Genomic DNA, 18,279 nt, shown 5'->3' with positions numbered 1-18,279 from the left:
GCTACTCGATCGTTTCCTCACGCAGGCCGAGCAGTTCGGCCAGGTCGGCGACGCTCGCGACGACGACGTCGGCCCCGGCATCCTCGAGGGTGTCGGTGTCGTGCGTGCCGGTCAGCACGCCCACGACCAGGCCGGCGCCAGCGCTCAGGCCGGAGAGCATGTCGCTCGCCGTGTCGCCGACGACGACCATGGCCGCGACGCTTGACGCGCCGGTACGGAGCAGCGCGGTGAGCGGCAAGTCGGGGTATGGGCGGCCACGGCCAGCTTCGGCCGGGCAGAGGCTCACATCGATGAGGTCGCTCCAACCGAGCGCATCGATGAGCGTGTCCTGCGTCGCACGGGAGAAACCGGTGACGAGGGCCACTTTCACGCCGGCGTCCCGCAGCTCCTGGAACAGGTCGGCCGCGCCCGGGATCGCGGTCACCCCGACCTGTTCAACGAGTTCGCCGTAGGCCTTTTCGAAGGCCGCCGTCGCAGCGACCGCCGCCTCTTCGGAGTCGGTCAGCTCACGAAACACATCGAGCTTGGACTGCCCCATGGTCTCGCGCACAAAAGCGACGGCCTCCTCGAGGTCCTCGGCGGTATCGACCAGTCCGCTGCGCTCGGCGGCGAGCACGAACGCCCGCTCGACCAGTCCGTCGTCGCTCACGGTCGTGCCGGCCATGTCGAAGACGACGAGCTCAACGTCCACGTCTTCGGTGTCGAAATCATCAAGGTCCAACTCAAGATCAAGGGGTGCGGTGCTCATGGGGTGCCTTTCAGGGTGAGGGAGGGAATGGCGAAATTGCAGACGGTCGAGATGACGTGTTCGGCCAGACCAAGCCCGGTGGTCATGCCGATTCCTGTGGTGGCCGCTACGAGGTAGACACCGGGTTCGGGCTGGTCGATGAGAAAGTCGGCACGCCCGGAGGCATAGACGCCCTGCCACCGCTCGAGCACCCGCGGGCGCCGCACGCCGAACAGTTCGGAGGTGAGCTGCAGCAGCTGTTCGAACGCATTCTCATTCTGGAATACAGAAACGGATGCCCCGCGATAGTGGGTGTCCCCCACGATCAGCGAGCCGTCCTGCAGTTGGGTATACATCTGGTTGAGGTCCAGTTCGGCCAGCAGCGGATACTCCCTCCGCAGCCGTTCGCCCAAAGTGGCTGCCGCCGGAAGGCTGGAAAATGCTCCGTAGCGCAGCAGCGACCAGCCGGTCAGCACCGGCGCGGGCAGCGGCGCGCGCAGGCCGGCGTCGACGCGCAGCATGTCGAGGCCGCACCGCACAATGCCGTCGCGCTCGGCGATCTCCGGGTAAAGCTGGTCGATGTCGTGGTTGACCGCCACGATGACCGTTCCGGCGTGGATCGGCCCGCGCGTGGTCGTGACCCGGCCTGGCCGTACGGCCGTCACCGCGGTGCGGTAGCGAAAGTCGACACCCCGGCTGGCCAGGTACGCGGCCAGACCGGCGGCGGCCTGGCGCGGATTGACCTGTAGGTCCCAGGGCAGGTGCGCGCCGCCCACCGCGGTGCCGTCGGCGAGCGGCAGACGCTCCGACACCTCCGTTGCGTCGAACAGCACGACGTCGGGCTCGCCGACGCCGAAGACCGACTCGGCTCCGCGCTGCGCCGCCAGCTCCCGCAGCACTGCCAGTTCGTCGTCGTGCCGGGCGAGCACGACCGTGCCCGACTCGCGCATCCAGACTCCGGCGTCCGCTTCGAGCCGCAGCCAGAGCGGGCGGGACCGCAGAGCGAATTCTCGGGCCGGCCCACTTTGCGGGGTGAAACACAGATGCCCGAAATTGCGAACGGATGCCCCGCCGATGGCCGCCGCGCGGTCCACGACGGCCACGGACAGACCTCGGTCGCTGGCGGCGAGGGCGTGCCCGAGGCCCACGATGCCGCTGCCAACGACGACCACGTCGAAGCTGGTCATCGAAACACCCGCCGCATCCACATGGCCAGTCCTTCGACCGCGACCACCGTCACGAGAATCATGAGCACGATCGTGGTGACCAGGTCGTAGCGAGACCCCTGGCCTGCGTTCAGCAGGTAGTAGCCGACCCCTCCACCGCCCACCAGGCCGAGGATGGTGGCCGCCCGAATATTGGTGTCGAGCATGTAGAAGCTGTGTCCGATCAGGGCTTTCATACCCTGGGGAGCCGTGGCGCCGGCGTAGACCTGCAGCCTCGTCGCGCCGGCCGCTCGGAGGGCCTGTTCCGGACCGGGTCTGACCTCTTCGAGCGAGTCGGCGAGCAGCTTGCCGAGCAGGCCCACGCCGCCGATGGCCAGGGCGATGGTGCCGGCCTGGGTACCAAGACCAGTCACGACGATGAGCACGATGGCCAGGATGATCTCCGGAATGCCGCGGATCGTCACGAGCACCAGCCGAAAGCCGGCCCGCACGCGTCTCGACGGCGCCACGTTGCGGGCGGCGAGCGAGCCGATCACGATCGAGGCGACGATCGTGAGAATCGTCGCGGCCAGGGCGATCGCGATGGTTTCGCCCATCGCCGCGAGCATTACCGGGGCGTCATAACTTCCGAAGCTCGGCGGCCAGAACTTGGCGGCGGTCTCGGGCAAATACGACCAGACGGTGAGAAAGTCGCCCCACTTAATATCGCAGATCCAGACGCTGCCGATCACGATGAACGCGGCGAGCAGGCCCCAGACCGCGTTGCGCAGGCGGGCGTAGGTCCAGGGATGGTGCGAGGCATCCGCTTTCTGGCCGGTCACTCCGAGACGGCGCAGCAGCCGGTCGCCGATCCCGTGGCGGGTGGGCGCGAGACCGAGCATGACGGTGCGCACGGCGCTCGACACGATCTCCATGACCACACAGAGTGCGAAAATGACCAGCGCGATGCCGAGTCCGAGCGAGTAGTTGAGCGATTTGAAGGCGTAGGACATCTCGAGACCGAGCCCGGCGACGCCGACGTAGCCGAGGATGACCGAACCGCGCAGGTTGATGTCGTTGCGGTGCAGCACGGTCGCTACCCACGACGGAAGCACCTGCGGCAGCACGCCGGAGAAGAATTCCTGCATTCGGGTCCCACCGGCGGCCCGAATTGCCAGCCGGGGGCCTTCATCGATCTGCTCGATCGCGTCAGCGAACATCTTGCTGATCATGCCGATCGAGTGGATGCCGATCGCCAGGATTCCGGGCAGGGTGCCGAGTGAGAACATCAGCACGAACACCATCGCGAGCACGACGTCGGGCACCGCCCGGGCCAGCACGCCGAGAAAGCGGGCGACGGCCATCCACCCACGACCGGGCGAGGTGTTCGCGGCGGCGAGCCAGGACAGCGGCACCGAGAAGAACGCGGCAAACAGGGTTCCGAGCAGCACGAGGCCCACCGTGAGCGCGGTCAGGTAGAGCAGCTCACCCGGCGCGGGAAAGCTTATGATTCCCACGCGGGCGAAAAAGTTCTGGGCATTCCCCCAGCTCGCTACCATCTGCGGCAGCGAGATATCCACGCTGATCAGCGAGAAAACGGATGCCGCCACCAGCGCCACGAGGGTGAGTGCGGCCGCGATTTTCTGCGGGTGAGCGCGGCGTTGCGGGGCCGGCGTGGCCGCATCCGCTTGGCTGGCTTGGGGGCGTTCGAGCGTGAGCGTCACCGGCGGTTGTCCCGCGCCGAGCTGAAGGTCGCCAGGTCGAGCTCGCCCTGTTCGTCGGGCTCGCCCGCTTCACCGGTGCCCAACTCGGTGCCCAACTCGGTCTCGATCGCGTCGAGCTCACCGGTCGAGGTCGTGACGCGGCCGTAGATCTCCATCACGTTCTGCTTCGACAGCCCCTGCGTTATGGTGTCGAGCACCACCTGGCCGTGGCGCAGGCCGACGATGCGATCGCCCCAGGACAGGGCCAGATCAACCTGATGCAGGCTGCACACCACGGTGAGACCACTGTCAATGGCGATCTCCCGGATCAGTGCCATGACCTGGGCGCTGGATTCCGGGTCGAGCGAGGCCACCGGTTCGTCGGCGAGCAGAATGCGCGGGTTCTGCATGAGTGCTCGCGCGATGCCGACCCGCTGCTGCTGGCCGCCCGACAGGGTGTCGGCGCGTTGGTAGGCCTGGGCGAGTAGTCCCACCCGGTCGAGATGGCCGAGCGCAGCCAGCTTGAGGTCGCGGCGGTACCCCCAGAGGCCCAGTCTTGGCCCACGCACCCGAAACAGGGCGCCGGTCAGCACATTTTCGAGCACGGTCAGCGACCCGACCAGTTCGAACTGCTGAAAGACGAAGCCGACCTGACCGCGCAGCGCACGCAGCGGCCGGCCCTTCAGTCTCGATACCGCGGCGCCGAGCACGGTCACCGAGCCCGAGTCGGGCCGGTCGAGGCCGTCGAGGTGTCGCAGCAGGGTGGATTTGCCCGAACCGGACAGCCCAAGCAATACGACAATTTCGCCGCGGCCGACCGTGAGCGACACGTCATTGAGGGCCGTCGTCTCGCCGAAGGTTTTGGTGATGTTGCTCACGTCGATCACCGGTTCCGCGCGCGAAGCGGAACCGGTGGTGACGCTGGACTTACTGGTTAGCCCTGGCACTGCGAGGCCGACGTCTTCACGCAGATGTCGCGAATGGTGTCGTAATACTTGTCGTCGACCGGCTCGGTCGCGTAGAACGTATCGCGAAAGGCCTGGGTGTCGGCGCTCGTCACGCCCGACGCGATGATGTCGTCGATGGTGACCTGGCCGAGCACCTCGGTGAGCTGGGTCTTCAGTTCGGTCGGCAGGGTGTCAGAGACGACGATCGGTGCACCGGGAACCATGGTCTCGGCGATGACCTTGACCTTGTCGCTCTTGGCGACCTCGCTGTCCTCGGCGAAACCGACCTCACACTCCTTGCCCTCGCCGACCTTCTGCACGCTCACGTCGTGCTTGCCGGCGAACACCGGGGTCACATCGGAGACCGGGTCGACGCCGGCTTCGAGCAGGTTGTAGGAGGGGAACAGGTATCCGCTCGTCGATGACGGGTCGACGAAGCAGACCTTCTTGCCGGCGAACTCGGCGAGGGAGGTGATGGCGCTGTCTGCCGGAACGATCGCCTGCGAGTAGTAGCCGGGCACCTCGCCCTCGGTCGTCACGATCGAGGAGATCGGAGTGATGGCCGCGCCGTTGTTGGTGGCGGTGATGTAAGTGAAGCCGGAGAACGAGGCCACGTCGATCTTGCCGGCGATTGCGGCTTCGATGAGGGCGGCGTAATCGGTGGACTCGTGGTATTCCACGGTCTTGCCGGTCTCCTGCTCGATGTAGTCCATCAGCGGCTGGTAGTTGGTCTGGGTATCGACCGAGTCGGGAACCACACCGAACACCAGGGTGTTCTCATCGGCGGCGTAGCTGACGCCGTCGATGCCAGTGCCGGCCGCGTCGGCGGTGTCCGCCGAGCAGGAGGCCAGGCTCAGGGTGAGCAGAACTGCGGCGCCGGCGGCGAGGGCCGTCTTGGCGCCGAGAGAAGTGGTGCGTGAAAAAGCGCTGTGGATTGCCACGTGAAACCTTCCTGAGTCGAGGGCATTACGTGTAGCCACGTTAGGCAGGCCGCGCCAACAGCACGGGAGCCCGGGGTAACCGGCAGGTGAACGCGCCGTGGCAAGTGCGCGAGCAGGAATCCGCTCACCCACGCGGATGCCCGCGCCCGCTCACTCAAACGGATGCCCCGCCCGGTCAAAGCCACTCGGGTCACATGCACAGTTTCGCGGCAGCCCCGAGCGGTACCGTGTGCATGCCACACCGATCGAAGGAGATCCTAAGTGTTCACGAGCCCCTACGGCCCCGTTGAGATTCCCACGCAAAGCATTTTCGACTACCTGTTCGGGGACCTGACCGAGGCCGAGCTGGATCGCACCGCCGTCATCGACGGTGCCAGCGGGGCCGCTCTCAGCTACCGCACCCTGGTCGATCAGATCACCCGGGTGGCCGGCGCTCTTGCCGCCGACGGCGTCGGTCCCGGCACGGTCGTGGGCCTGCTCTGCCCGAACACGCCGGAATTCACGGCCATCTTCCACGGGATTCTGCGCGCCGGAGCCACGGTCACCAGCATCAACTCGCTCTACACTCCCGACGACATCCAGCGCCAGCTCCACGATTCCGGTGCGACCTGGCTCGTGACCGTCACCCCGCTGCTGGCCGGCGCCAAGGCGGCAGCGCACGCGGCGGGCATCTCCGACGAGAACATCGTGGTGATCGATGGTGAGCCGGGGCATCCGTCGCTGGCTGATTTACTTGCAGTGGATGCCGCCGCCCCCGCCCTCAGCATCGACCCCGCCACGCACGTGGCTGTTCTCCCCTACTCTTCGGGCACCACGGCGGCGCCGAAGGGCGTCATGCTGAGCCACCGCAACCTCGTGGCGAACGTGCAACAGGCCCGCGATCTGATCGGGGTTATTCCAGACGACAAAGTGCTCGCGCTGCTGCCGTTTTACCACATCTACGGAATGACGGTGCTGCTGAACCTCGCCTTCAAACAGCGGGCCTCGCTGGTCACCATGGCCAAGTTCGACTTCGTCGAGTTTCTGCGCATGATCCAGGATCACCGCTGCAGCTACGTCTTTATCGCGCCGCCGATTGCGGTGGCCGTGGCGAAGCATCCGCTAGTAGAGGAGTATGACCTGTCGAGCGTGCACACCATCCTCTCGGGGGCAGCCCCGCTCGACGGTGCTCTCGCCGCGGCGGTGGCCACCCGGCTGGACTGCCGCATTCTGCAGGGCTACGGCATGACCGAGGTCAGCCCGGTGAGCCACCTGATTCCGATCGACGCGCCACACCTGTCGCGCGCGTCCGTGGGAGTGACCGTGCCGAACATGGACTGCAAGCTCGTGTCGACCGAAACCGGCGAAGAGATCGAGATTCCCGAAGACGGGGTCAGCGAGCCCGGTGAGCTGCTGGTGCGCGGCCCGAACGTGATGCTCGGCTACCTGAACAACGAGAAGGCCACCCGCGAGACCATCGACGCCGACGGATTTCTGCACACCGGCGACATCGCCACGGTCAGTGCGCTCGGCGAGGTGACCATCGTCGATCGCAGCAAGGAGCTGATCAAGTACAAGGGGTACCAGATCGCTCCGGCCGAGCTGGAAGCGCTGCTGCTCACCCACCCGCGCATCAAGGATGCCGCGGTGATCGGTGCAGCGGATGCCGACGGCCAGGAGATCCCGAAAGCCTTCGTCGTCGCCGTGGCTGAGTCGGCGGTCACGGCCGAGGAGATCATGGCCTACGTCACCGAGCGGGTCGCCCCGCACAAGAAGGTGCGCGCGGTGGAATTCATCGACGCGATCCCGAAGTCGGCGTCCGGCAAGATCCTGCGCAAGGACCTGCGCGCCAAGGAAAAGGCGGCCGCCGTCTAGCCGTGCGGGCGAGCCAGTACCCGCTGCCGGACATACGGTTCCAATCGGGCATGCGCGCGACGCGACTTTTCACTTCGGTCTGACTTGCCCTCTCACTGAGAGCGACAGTGAGGGCGCAGTGAAGACGTGTCAGGGATCGCTTTCACTTCTCACCTTTCGGAGGCGATGCCGCGAGATTCACGACGGCCTGCACCGCGGCGTGGTCCGACGGCCAGCCGCCGACATAGCGCTTCACGTTGATGGCGGCCTTGCGCACGGGGACGCCGGGCGTGACGAGGAGCCAGTCGATGCGTTTGAGATTGCGCTGCGGCGAGCGATAGTTCAAAAACGTTCCCCACTCTTCGGTGAGACGTTCGTCTGCTGTGTTCCAGGCATCCAGAAGCAGGCCCTGGCCGGTTAGGCGGTCATAGGGGGCGGTATTCGCATCCGTATTGAAATCGCCGGTCACCACAGTGGGAAGCTGCGACGCCAACACGATGCGTCGAATTACGTCGGCGGATCGCAGCCGCGAGGTACGGGAGCGGTGGTCGAAGTGCGTGTTCACGGCCTGGAAATCGACGCCCATGGCGAGATCGTGAAAGACCGCGTCAACGACGACGCGCGGAGTGTGATTGCCCCACGAGGTGGAGCCCGGCCGCAACGGAGTGTCAGAGAGGGCCGTCTGCTTCCATTCGAGCACGCGCAGTCGACGTGAATCGTAGAAGATCGGGCAGCCTTCCCCGCCCTTGTTGGCTTCCCGGCCATATCCGATCGAGCGGTAAGGATCGCCGAGCGCGTGGCGCACGAAGTTCGCCTGGTCGAACAGTGCTTCTTGCACGCCGATCAGTGCGGGCTGTTCCGCCGCGAGCAGACGTTTCAGTATTGGCCGGCGGCGCACCCACCGATCGGGGCTGCGCGGGTTGAGATGCGGCAGGCGGCGACGGATGTTGAAACTCATGACATGCAAATCCGGCGCGGCGACGGGGCCGATGAGTGCGCTGTCTGTCATGGGACCAGCCTATGGCGAGCGTTGTACTGCATTCCTCTGCAGATCCCCATCCGCTGTCGGTCGCGCGTCCGAGTGCGCCCGACTCTCATTCACAAACAGCACTTATGGCCGCCCGAGCCACGGCGACTCGGAAACCCACCGCTGGGCTGCCTGTTCCAACGCCACCGTTGGTGCCGTCGAACAAGCTGAATCAGGTGGATTGGTCCCGAATTTTGGATCTGGTGAATTCACCCAACTGGCTATTGACGGCCACCAGAGGCGTACGCTTCTCCCCCAAAACGGGGGGTATTAGCGGTCGTAATTTTTCCCGGCACTGACCGCCATTCAGGAACGTTCCTCACCTGTCAGTGAGGCGTTCTCCTGCTGTTTCCCAAGCATCCGGGCTCGGCGCGTCAAGAGAGTTGTCGTCATCCCGAGAGAGACGACGGCGAGGTTTACCAATCGCGACGGACATCAGCCGTGACACACTTCGGTAGTACGAATGTCCTGCACACGTTCACCCGCCAGACAAAAGGGACGAGCGTATGTGTACACACCAAAGACTGACTCAGCGTGGCGTCGGCGATCCTGACGCGCGCTTTCACTGCAGAAAGACACACTTTTGATCAAGTATTTGATTCGTCGCTTCGCCGGCTGGATGCTCATGATCGTGGTCGCGACGAATTTGACCTACTTCTTGGCCTGGAGTTTTCTAGATCCGCGCAACAACTACGTTGGACGTCGCCCACCACTGTCGGAGGAACAGATAGTCCAACTGCTCCAACCACGAAACCTCAGCGATACCGTTCCGCTCCTGGAGCGTTGGTGGAGCTGGTTCTCCAGCATCATCTTCCGCTGGGATTGGGGAGTAAGCCCGGTCGGCCAGTCGGTGAATGATCAAGTGGCGTATCGCATGTGGGTGAGCGCAGAGCTCGTACTTGGCGCCACGATACTCGCCACCGTCTTGGGCATTGCCCTCGGCGTGTACACCGCGTCCAGACAGTACAAGATTGCTGACCGCATCGGTCAGGCCACCTCGATCGTCACGATGAACATCAATATCGTCGTCGCGGCTCTCGGAATCGTGCTACTGGCGATCGGCTTCAACAAAATGGTCGGAACGACGGTGTTCTTCGTCACCGGCTCGGCGAGTCCCAATGTTACGGGGTTCTTTCCCATCATCATTGATGCCCTGCAACATCTCATACTGCCGACCATCGCACTCGTGATCATTGGTTACGCCGGCACCCATTTCCTTCAGCGTTCACTGCTGCTCGACAACATCAACGCCGACTACGTGCGCACCGCCCGCGCCAAGGGCCTGACGAAGGCGCAGGCCATTCGCAAGCACGCGCTGCGCACCTCGCTCATTCCGGTCGCAACACAGGTGGCCTTCACAATCCCCACCGTGTTTATGGGCGCGATCCTCACCGAGTCGATTTTCGGATGGAACGGCATGGGCCGCTACTTTCTCGAAACCATTTCAAAGAACGACATCCATGGAACCGTCGCGATTGCCGCGTTTGGCGCGGTGCTCACCGCGATCGGAGCGCTGCTCGCCGACATCGCCGTCGTTGTCCTCGATCCGAGAGTGCGGGTGAGCTGAGATGCCCAGGAATTCAATCCAACCGGCCGTCGGACCAGAGACCACTGCCATTCGGCTTCCCCGAAAACGGATGTCGAAATGGGAGCTCTACTCCAGGCGTTTTCGGCGCAATCGTCCGGCGGTCGCGGGCCTGGTGATCTTCGCCGTCCTCGTGCTGTTCGCGCTGGTTGCTCCCCTGCTCGCGCGCTACGACCACATTGAGCTCGATTTTCTCAACATCGGTGAGCCGCCGAGCGGCGAACACTGGTTTGGCACCACCAGCGCGGGCAACGATACCTTCGCTCAGGTGGCAATCGGCCTGCAGCGCTCACTCATGATTGCCGTCGCAGTCTCGGTGGGAACCACCGTGATCTCTGCCGTGGTCGGCACCGCGGCCGCATACTTCAGCGGCATGTTCGAGCGGCTCACCCTGCTGCTCATTCATTTTCTGATGGTCGTGCCCACATTCCTGCTTCTGGCGATGTTCTCCAACGACTCCGGCGGAGACTGGCGCATTATTTCGCTCATCATGATTCTCATCGGGTGGTTCTTCCCCGCTCGCGTGATCTGGACGATGGCGCTCTCGCTGCGGGAACGTGAGTATGTGCACGCCGCCCGCTACATGGGCGTTCCAGGCATGAAGATCGTGCTTCGCCATATGCTGCCCAACATTGGCTCGCTTCTGGTGATCAACTTCACTCTCGGTGTGGTCGCCGCGGTGATGATCGAGACCGGTCTTTCGTTCCTCGGTTTCGGCGTCAAAATCCCTGATGTCTCGCTCGGTTCACTGATTGGCTCCGGTGCAAACACCATAACCAGCGCGCCATGGTTGTTCTATTTTCCTGCCGCCGCTCTCACGCTACTCACGGTCTCGATGGCCCTGGTCGCTGACGGCCTGCGGGACGCACTCGATCCGACTTCGGCCGCTGGAGGGCGAGCATGACCAACCCCCTACTTTCTGTTCGCGACCTCAAGGTCAGCTTCCCGTCGGAGACGGGCACCATCGACGCTGTACGCGGCATCTCGTTCGACCTCAAGGCGGGTCGCACACTCGGCATTGTCGGCGAGTCCGGCTCGGGCAAGTCGGTCACGTCGCTGGCGATCATGGGGCTGCTAGACGAGAACGTCAGGGTCTCTGGCTCAATCACTTTCGACGGCCAGGAGCTCCTCGGCCAGTCTGACAAGCAACTTTCCGCGATCCGGGGCAACGGTTTGGCGATGATCTTTCAAGACCCGTTGTCGTCGCTCACCCCGGTCTTCAGCATTGGTGACCAACTTATTGAGGCGCTCACCGTTCATCGCAAGCTCTCGAAGCGTGCAGCGTGGGCTCGTGCCGTCGAACTACTCGAGACCGTGGGGCTACCCAATCCCGAACGGCGCATGAAGTCCTTCCCCCACGAGTTCTCTGGCGGGATGCGCCAACGAGTGGTGATCGCGATCGCGATGGCCAACAAGCCGAAACTTATCATCGCCGACGAGCCGACAACCGCCCTCGATGTGACGATCCAGGCCCAGATTCTCGACCTGATCGCCAAAGCCCAGAGCGAGACCGGTGCCGCCGTCATCATGATCACTCACGACATGGGGGTCGTCGCTAAGACCGCGGACGATGTGCTGGTGATGTATGCCGGCAGGCCGGTCGAGAAGGCCCCCGTGCACGAGCTCTTCCACCGCACGCGCATGCCGTACTCCATAGGTCTCCTTGGCGCGATCCCCCGGGTCGACAAGGCCGAGAAACAGCCCCTCGTACCGGTCAAGGGAAACCCGCCGCTGCTGATAAATCTTCCGGATGCGTGCCCATTCGCGGCGCGCTGTCCGATCGCTATCGATGCCTGTCATACGCGCGAACCCGATCTCGTGAACGTTGGCAACGACGAGGTGGGCGAACACCACGCTGCCTGTATCCGTTCACACGAAATTACCGATGGTGGCCTCATCGATGGGCACCCCGTGTTTCCCCTGCCAGACATCCCCGAGCGCGCGCTGGCGGGCATCCCCCGTGAGGATCGGCCGGTGACCCTCGAAGTACGCAATTTGACCAAGACCTTTCCACTGATGAAGGGGGCCTTCCTTAAACGCAAGGTTGGGGAAGTCCATGCAATCCGCGGAATATCCTTTGATATCCGTGAGGGCGAGACGATGGCGATCGTCGGCGAATCGGGTTGCGGCAAGACCACTACGCTGCTGCAAATCATGGATCTGGTCGAACAGGTCGATGGCGACATCCTCCTCGGCGGGACGAGCGTCGCCGATGTGCGCCCCGGACACGCCGAACGCACGCTGCGCCGGGACATCCAGATCGTGTTTCAAGACCCGATGGGCGCCCTAGACCCGCGTATGACGGTGGCCGATATCATCGCCGAGCCGTTACGGGCGATCGGAACCAAGAAAGCTGAGGGTGAAAGCCGGGTCGATGAGCTGATGGACTTGGTCGGCCTCGACCCAACGCACAGCAACCGTTTTCCGTCCGCGTTCTCGGGAGGCCAACGCCAACGCATCGGCATCGCCCGAGCCCTGGCTACCAACCCCAAAATAGTGGTGCTTGATGAACCTGTCTCGGCCCTCGATGTTTCCATCCAGGCTGGCGTGATCAACCTGCTTGATGAACTCAAGGCCAAGCTGGGCCTATCCTACCTCTTCGTCGCGCACGACCTCTCCGTCGTTCGGCACATTGCCGATCGAGTGGCCGTCATGTATCTGGGCGCTTTCGTTGAGCATGGCAGCGTCGACGAGATATTCGAGAACCCACAGCACCCCTATACGCAGGCTTTGCTCTCTGCGATTCCCATCCCGGACCCGGACATCGAGCGCACCCGCGAACGCATCGTGCTCAGCGGTGACCTGGCAAGCGCCACCGATCACATTGGTGGCTGCTCCTTCGCCAGCAGGTGCCAGCTCTTCAAAGTTCTGCCACCAGAGAAGCAGGCACGTTGTCTCGGCGATGTGCCGCCGTTGACCGGGCCAGAAAACGCCCATCGCAACGCTTGCCATTTCAGATAAAACGTCTCGACTCAGTGACCACTGGCACCACTCGGGTGTCACGGATCCTGGCCGGAGTTGATTTTCCTACATCCAGACCCACACAGTAAGGAACGGTATGAATCAGCACAGAAAACTCCTTGGAATTGTCGCGCTGGGAGGTGTTCTCACCCTCGGTATCAGCGGTTGCACCGCAGCAAGTGACTCCGGTGACAGTGGCGAAAGCATCATTGCGGTCTCGTCAGCCGACTACAATCCCCAACCACGCGAGAACCTTCAACAGGGTGGCGAGGTGGTCTTCCCGATCGTGGAGATCACCCCGCAGATGAACCCTCTCAACGGCGACGCGAGCGCGGACACCTCACGCCTCGCGTCATGGTACACGCCACAGATTCTGCTCATGGAAGAGGACGGCACGCCATACAAGAACGATTCCTACCTCGACGCCTGGGAATTCGGCACCACGGACGGCAAGACCTTCGTGAACTTCACAATCAACGACGACGCAGTCTGGAACGATGGCGCACCCATCGACTGGAAAGCGTTCGAAGCAACCTGGATCGCGAACCGCTCCTACGAAGAGGGCTACAGCCCCAATGCCACCGACGGTTACAAGGAGATCGAGTCGGTCACCAGGGGCGAGACAGATAAGCAGGCCGTCGTCACATTCAAGGGTGAATTCGCCTGGCCCCAGATGCTCTTCACCACTGTGCTCAACCCCAATGTGAACACGCCCGATATCTTCAACGAGGGCTTCATCGACGAACCGCATGCTGAGTGGGGCGCCGGGCCGTACAAGCTCAGCAACTTCGACATCAACGGCGGAACGGTGGTGTTTGAGCCAAACGAAAATTGGTGGGGCGAAAAGCCGCTGCTCGACAAGGTGACCTTTCGTCAGCTGGACCGCGCAGCATCGATCAACGCTTTTAAGAACGGCGAGATCGACATGGCCAATACCAACACCAAGGACCGCCTCGAGCAGGTTAAGGATATGGATGGGGTCGTGACCTACCGGGCTCAGCAGACGGCCAACACGCTTTTGCAGGTTGACTCCGACAAGCCACAGTTCCAGGACATCAATGTTCGTAAGGCATTCTTCATGGCTGTTGACGTGGAGCAGCAGAAGAAGGTCGTCTGGAACGGTCTGAACTACGAAGAGGACCCCGCTGGTTCGTTCACGCTGTACGCCTTCCAGCCCGACTACGTCAACGCGCTCGAAGAGGCCGGCTACAAGTTTGACCTCGAAGGCGCAAAGGGTCTGCTTGACGAGGCCGGCTGGGTCGAGGGCGAGGACGGAATTCGCGCGAAGGATGGCGTCGCCCTCGCGTTGACCTACCCCATCTTCAGCGACGACCCCGTGCAGGAGGCTGCCGCCAAGGCTTTGCAGCAGCAGCTGAAGGCCGCCGGTTTTGCTGTGACAATCGACACGCGTTCGCCTCAGGACTTCTCGACCGACTACTCCACGAAGAACTGGGACATCTTTTCACTACGCTTCAGTGCCTCTGACCCCTTCGGTGCGGCTTGGTTCTGCCAGATCTACTGTTCCGACAGTGGGCTCAACCTGTCAGGTACGGGAACTCCCGAGATCGACACGAAGATCCACGACCAGCTCGAGACGATCTCCGACCCCAAGGAGCAGACGGTCCAGGCTATGAAGCTCGAAGCCGAGATCCTCGCCGAGACCTGGGGCATCTTCCCGATGTATAACGGACCAGAAATTTGGACTGTCAAGGAAGGTCTCGCAAACCTCACGCCCGAGCCCTACGTTGGCTTGGACCTCTTCGGTGTGCAGCCCGTCGAGAACATGGGTTGGGAGAAGTAGGGACTGACCTTCTGAACCCAACAGGGCGGGTCGGGTGCTTCGGCATCCGACCCGCCCGTTTTTCGTTGGGGGCAGAGCAGAGCTGAGTAGTCCTCCCTGCGGGTCGAAGGCGCCCGATTCCCGTATGCCGCACCATGCCGATATAGGCATAACGAGGCGACCGGTAGACTTGCCGGGTCAAGCATCCGCTATCTCGGGGAGAATTCCACACGTGACCGCTGTTTCCAACACCTCTTCCCGCGGCGTCGCCGACACCGTTTCCAATGCCATTGCGACACCCGAGAAGGAGCAGCCCTACGGCGCGCTCGGGCTCAAGGCCGATGAGTACGCGAAGATTCGCGAGATTCTGGGCCGCCGCCCCACGAGTGGCGAGCTTGCGATGTACTCGGTGATGTGGAGCGAGCACTGCTCCTACAAGAGCTCGAAGATGTACCTGCGCCAGTTCGGCGACAAAGTCACCCCCGCCATGAAGAAGAACCTTATGGTCGGAATGGGCGAGAACGCCGGCGTGCTTGACGTCGGCGAGGGCTGGGCCGTCACCTTCAAGATCGAATCGCACAACCACCCCTCCTATATTGAGCCGTTCCAGGGCGCCGCCACCGGCGTCGGCGGCATCGTGCGCGACATTATCTCGATGGGCGCCCGCCCGGTCGCCGTGATGGATGCCCTGCGTTTCGGCGACATCACCGACCCCGACACAGCCCGTGTCGTACACGGCGTGGTCTCCGGCATCAGCTTCTACGGCAACTGCCTCGGCCTGCCCAACATCGGCGGCGAAACCGTGTTCGACCGGGTCTACCAGGGCAACCCGCTGGTCAATGCGCTCTCGGTCGGCGTGCTGCGCCACGAAGACCTGCACCTGGCCAACGCCCGCGGCGTCGGCAACCAGGTCGTGCTGTTTGGAGCCCGCACCGGCGGCGACGGCATTGGCGGGGCATCCATTCTCGCCTCCGACACGTTCAGCGCCGGCGGCCCGACCAAGCGACCCGCCGTGCAGGTCGGCGACCCGTTCGCCGAGAAGGTACTCATCGAGTGCTGCCTCGAACTGTTTGCCGGCAAGCTCGTCGAGGGAATTCAAGACCTCGGCGCGGCCGGCATCAGCTGCGCCACTTCTGAGCTCGCCTCCAACGGCGACGGCGGCATGTTCATCGAACTCGAGAAGGTGCTGCTGCGCGACCCCACGCTCACCGCCGAAGAGATTCTGATGAGCGAGAGCCAGGAACGCATGATGGCGATCGTCACTCCCGAGAAGCTCGAGGGCTTTCTCGCCGTCACCACCAAGTGGGACGTGGAAACCAGCGTGCTCGGCGAGGTCACCGACACCGGCCGCCTCATCATCAACTGGCACGGCGAAGAAATCGTCAACGTGCTGCCACGCACCGTGGCCGTCGACGGCCCGGTCTACGAGCGTCCGCTCGCGTACCCGACCTGGATCGACGCCCTGCAGGCCGACACCGCCTCCGTACTTCCCCGCGCGCTCGACGGCGAGACCCTGCGCGAGCAGTTCCTTGACCTGCTCGGCTCGCCGAACCTGGCCGACCCGAGCTGGATCACCGACCAGTACGACCACTACGTGCAGGGCAACACGGCGCTCTCCTTTCCCGACGACGGCGGCATGATCCGCGTCGACGAAGAGAGCGGGCTCGGTTTCGCGATCGCGACCGACGCGAACGGCCGCTACTGCCAGCTCGACCCGTACCGCGGCGCGCAGCTGGCCCTCGCCGAGGCATACCGCAACGTCGCCGCGACCGGCGCCGTTCCGGCCGGCGTCAGTGACTGCCTCAACTTCGGCTCCCCCGAGAACCCCGAGGTCATGTGGCAGTTCCGTGAAGCCGTAACGGCCCTCGCCGACGGATGCCTGGAGCTCGAGATTCCCGTCACCGGCGGCAACGTGTCGTTCTACAACCAGACCGGCGACCAGCCCATTCACCCCACCCCGGTCGTGGCCGTGCTCGGCGTGATCGACGACGTCGCCCGCCGCATTCCGAGCGGCTGGCAGGACGACGGGCACAACATCTACCTGCTCGGCGAGACCCGCCTCGAGCTCGACGGTTCGGCCTGGGCCGGCGTCGTGCACAACCACCTTGGCGGAACGCCGCCGGTCGTGGATCTCGGCCGCGAGAAGGCCCTGGCCGGCCTGCTGCACGCCGCCTCGAAGGAAGCCCTCATCGACAGCGCCCACGACTTGAGCGAGGGCGGGCTCGCCCAGGCCCTCGCCGAAGCCGTCATGCGCTTTGGAGTGGGCGCGCGCGTCTGGCTGGGTGACATTCTGGATCGGGACGGGGTGGACGCATCCACTGCCCTGTTCTCCGAATCGGCCGGTCGCGTCATCGTTTCGGTGCCGCGCGAAGACGACGTGAAGTTCCTGGGCCTCTGCGCCGGCCGCTACATTCCGGTGCTGCGCATCGGCGTGACGGACAACACCCTGCACGCCCTCGAGGTACAGGACGTCTTCGCTGCGACTCTCTCCGAGATGCGCAATCGTCACCAATCCCCTCTCCCCGCCGCCTTCGCCTAACTCCCCAGCTCGCGAGAGCGCAAAAAGTGCCCGATTGAGAAGCCCAATCGGGCACTTTTTGCGCTCTCGCGAACCTGAACGAGCTTTGGGGTGTGGATAACTCATTTGACACCGAGACGGCGCGACACACTGTTGGCATGAATCGAGCTCGCAGGCTGCCGCTGGACTTCGAGGGGCGTCCATTCAGCACGGCCGAAGGCAGTGACGCGGGCCTGTCCAAGAAGCGGATGCGCGCGTCCGACCTAGCGCGCCCCTTTCCTGCAACGCGCACCCCGCGTGCAGATAGCAGCTCGGCAGACCTTCTCATCCGCGCCTACGCACAGCGGATGTCCGAATCAGACTTCTTCAGCCATGTGACGGCTGCGCGCGTGCACGGGCTCCCGATGCCTTTTGCCGTTGAACACACGCAAACTATTCATGTCTCGACGGAGGAACCCACCCTGCGCGACCGGGTACTCGGTGTCCGCGGCCACCATGTCGCACCCAAGACGGTCACCGTCGTTGCGGTGCGCGGCGTGCGCGTCACAAGTGCGGTGGACACCTGGTGCCAGCTGTCCACCATGCTTGGGCTCGACGACCTCATCCGGATTGGCGACACGCTCGTGCGCCGCAAGCATCCGTTCGCCGAGATGCGTGACCTGCTCGCCGCCGTTCGACGGTATTCGGGGCGACGGGGCGTCAAGCTGCTGCGCGAGGCGCTGATCTGGATACGACCCGGCGTCGATTCACCCCGCGAGACCGACCTGCGGCTGCTCATCGTGCGGGCCAGCCTGCCCGAACCGGAGGTCAATGCCATCATCATGAGTCGCACCGGGGTGAAGCTCGCCACCGGCGACCTGGTCTTTCGCCGATATCGTGTTCTGCTCGAGTACGACGGCGGGCAGCATCGCACCGACGAGAACCAGTTCCACTGGGATGTTGACCGCCTCGACGCGCTCATGGAGGAGAGGTGGCGGGTGATCCGCATCAACAAATCCCACCTCCACAATCCCCCAGAGGTGATCCGCAGAGTAACGGTGGCGCTCATGGCCGGTGGCTGGCGTCCTGTCGCGAAAGCGCAAAAAGTGCCCGATTGAGAGGCCCAATCGGGC

Annotated in this window: 13 protein-coding genes; 7 read left to right on the top strand and 6 right to left on the bottom strand. The window is 63.8% G+C overall.

Annotated features, from left to right (window positions below; all coding sequences use genetic code 11):
- Position 1: 1 nt before the first annotated feature.
- Genes CXY77_RS07065 through CXY77_RS07045 form a run of 5 tightly spaced genes read right to left on the bottom strand, consistent with a single transcriptional unit; the run spans position 2 to position 5,463 of the window.
- The gene (locus CXY77_RS07065; protein WP_092338086.1) at positions 2 to 748 is read right to left on the bottom strand and encodes a phosphonatase-like hydrolase; all 747 of its coding nucleotides are present in this window, start codon (positions 746 to 748) and stop codon (positions 2 to 4) included.
- Positions 745 to 1,914: a TIGR03364 family FAD-dependent oxidoreductase gene (locus CXY77_RS07060; protein ID WP_104090134.1), complete on the bottom strand. Its 1,170-nt coding sequence runs from the start codon at positions 1,912 to 1,914 to the stop codon at positions 745 to 747. The genes CXY77_RS07065 and CXY77_RS07060 overlap by 4 nt, the downstream gene beginning before the upstream one ends.
- Positions 1,911 to 3,596, bottom strand: coding sequence for an ABC transporter permease (locus CXY77_RS07055; protein WP_092338090.1), 1,686 nt, complete (start codon positions 3,594 to 3,596; stop codon positions 1,911 to 1,913). The genes CXY77_RS07060 and CXY77_RS07055 overlap by 4 nt, the downstream gene beginning before the upstream one ends.
- The gene (phnC, locus tag CXY77_RS07050) at positions 3,593 to 4,462 is read right to left on the bottom strand and encodes a phosphonate ABC transporter ATP-binding protein (protein ID WP_369831295.1); all 870 of its coding nucleotides are present in this window, start codon (positions 4,460 to 4,462) and stop codon (positions 3,593 to 3,595) included. Before phnC ends, CXY77_RS07055 begins: the two co-directional genes overlap by 4 nt.
- A 47-nt stretch (positions 4,463 to 4,509) precedes the next feature.
- Positions 4,510 to 5,463 (bottom strand): phosphate/phosphite/phosphonate ABC transporter substrate-binding protein, encoded by a 954-nt coding sequence (locus tag CXY77_RS07045; protein ID WP_233197284.1) that lies wholly within the window; start codon positions 5,461 to 5,463, stop codon positions 4,510 to 4,512.
- Positions 5,464 to 5,724: 261 nt separating this feature from the next.
- On the opposite strand from CXY77_RS07045, the gene CXY77_RS07040 reads away from it, so the two are divergent.
- Positions 5,725 to 7,317, top strand: coding sequence for an AMP-binding protein (locus CXY77_RS07040; RefSeq protein ID WP_092338094.1), 1,593 nt, complete (start codon positions 5,725 to 5,727; stop codon positions 7,315 to 7,317).
- Positions 7,318 to 7,459: 142 nt separating this feature from the next.
- Here the strand turns inward: CXY77_RS07040 and CXY77_RS07035 are convergent, their stop codons facing one another.
- The gene (locus CXY77_RS07035) at positions 7,460 to 8,305 is read right to left on the bottom strand and encodes an endonuclease/exonuclease/phosphatase family protein (RefSeq protein WP_092338096.1); all 846 of its coding nucleotides are present in this window, start codon (positions 8,303 to 8,305) and stop codon (positions 7,460 to 7,462) included.
- 601 nt (positions 8,306 to 8,906) lie between these two features.
- Between CXY77_RS07035 and CXY77_RS07030 the strand changes: the two genes are divergently transcribed.
- The 6 genes from CXY77_RS07030 (at position 8,907) to CXY77_RS07005 (ending at position 18,264) form a co-directional block, all read left to right on the top strand.
- Positions 8,907 to 9,890 (top strand): ABC transporter permease, encoded by a 984-nt coding sequence (locus CXY77_RS07030; RefSeq protein WP_104129870.1) that lies wholly within the window; start codon positions 8,907 to 8,909, stop codon positions 9,888 to 9,890.
- A gap of 70 nt (positions 9,891 to 9,960) precedes the next feature.
- On the top strand, positions 9,961 to 10,812 hold the full coding sequence (locus CXY77_RS07025; RefSeq protein ID WP_104129869.1) for an ABC transporter permease: 852 nt from the start codon (positions 9,961 to 9,963) through the stop codon (positions 10,810 to 10,812).
- Complete coding sequence (locus CXY77_RS07020) at positions 10,809 to 12,869, top strand: ABC transporter ATP-binding protein (RefSeq protein ID WP_104129868.1); 2,061 nt, start codon at positions 10,809 to 10,811, stop codon at positions 12,867 to 12,869. Before CXY77_RS07025 ends, CXY77_RS07020 begins: the two co-directional genes overlap by 4 nt.
- 97 nt (positions 12,870 to 12,966) lie before the next feature.
- On the top strand, positions 12,967 to 14,670 hold the full coding sequence (locus tag CXY77_RS07015; RefSeq protein ID WP_104129867.1) for an ABC transporter family substrate-binding protein: 1,704 nt from the start codon (positions 12,967 to 12,969) through the stop codon (positions 14,668 to 14,670).
- Positions 14,671 to 14,881: 211 nt separating this feature from the next.
- The gene (gene purL / locus CXY77_RS07010) at positions 14,882 to 17,188 is read left to right on the top strand and encodes a phosphoribosylformylglycinamidine synthase subunit PurL (protein WP_233197283.1); all 2,307 of its coding nucleotides are present in this window, start codon (positions 14,882 to 14,884) and stop codon (positions 17,186 to 17,188) included.
- Positions 17,189 to 17,325: 137 nt separating this feature from the next.
- Positions 17,326 to 18,264: a hypothetical protein gene (locus tag CXY77_RS07005; RefSeq protein ID WP_092338100.1), complete on the top strand. Its 939-nt coding sequence runs from the start codon at positions 17,326 to 17,328 to the stop codon at positions 18,262 to 18,264.
- Positions 18,265 to 18,279 lie beyond the last annotated feature (15 nt).

It is taken from the genome of Cryobacterium sp. N21 (assembly GCF_002929575.1).
In the GTDB taxonomy this organism is placed as follows: domain Bacteria; phylum Actinomycetota; class Actinomycetes; order Actinomycetales; family Microbacteriaceae; genus Cryobacterium; species Cryobacterium flavum.
The sequence above is the reverse complement of the archived record's forward strand: the minus strand, read 5'-3'. Positions and strand labels throughout refer to the sequence as shown.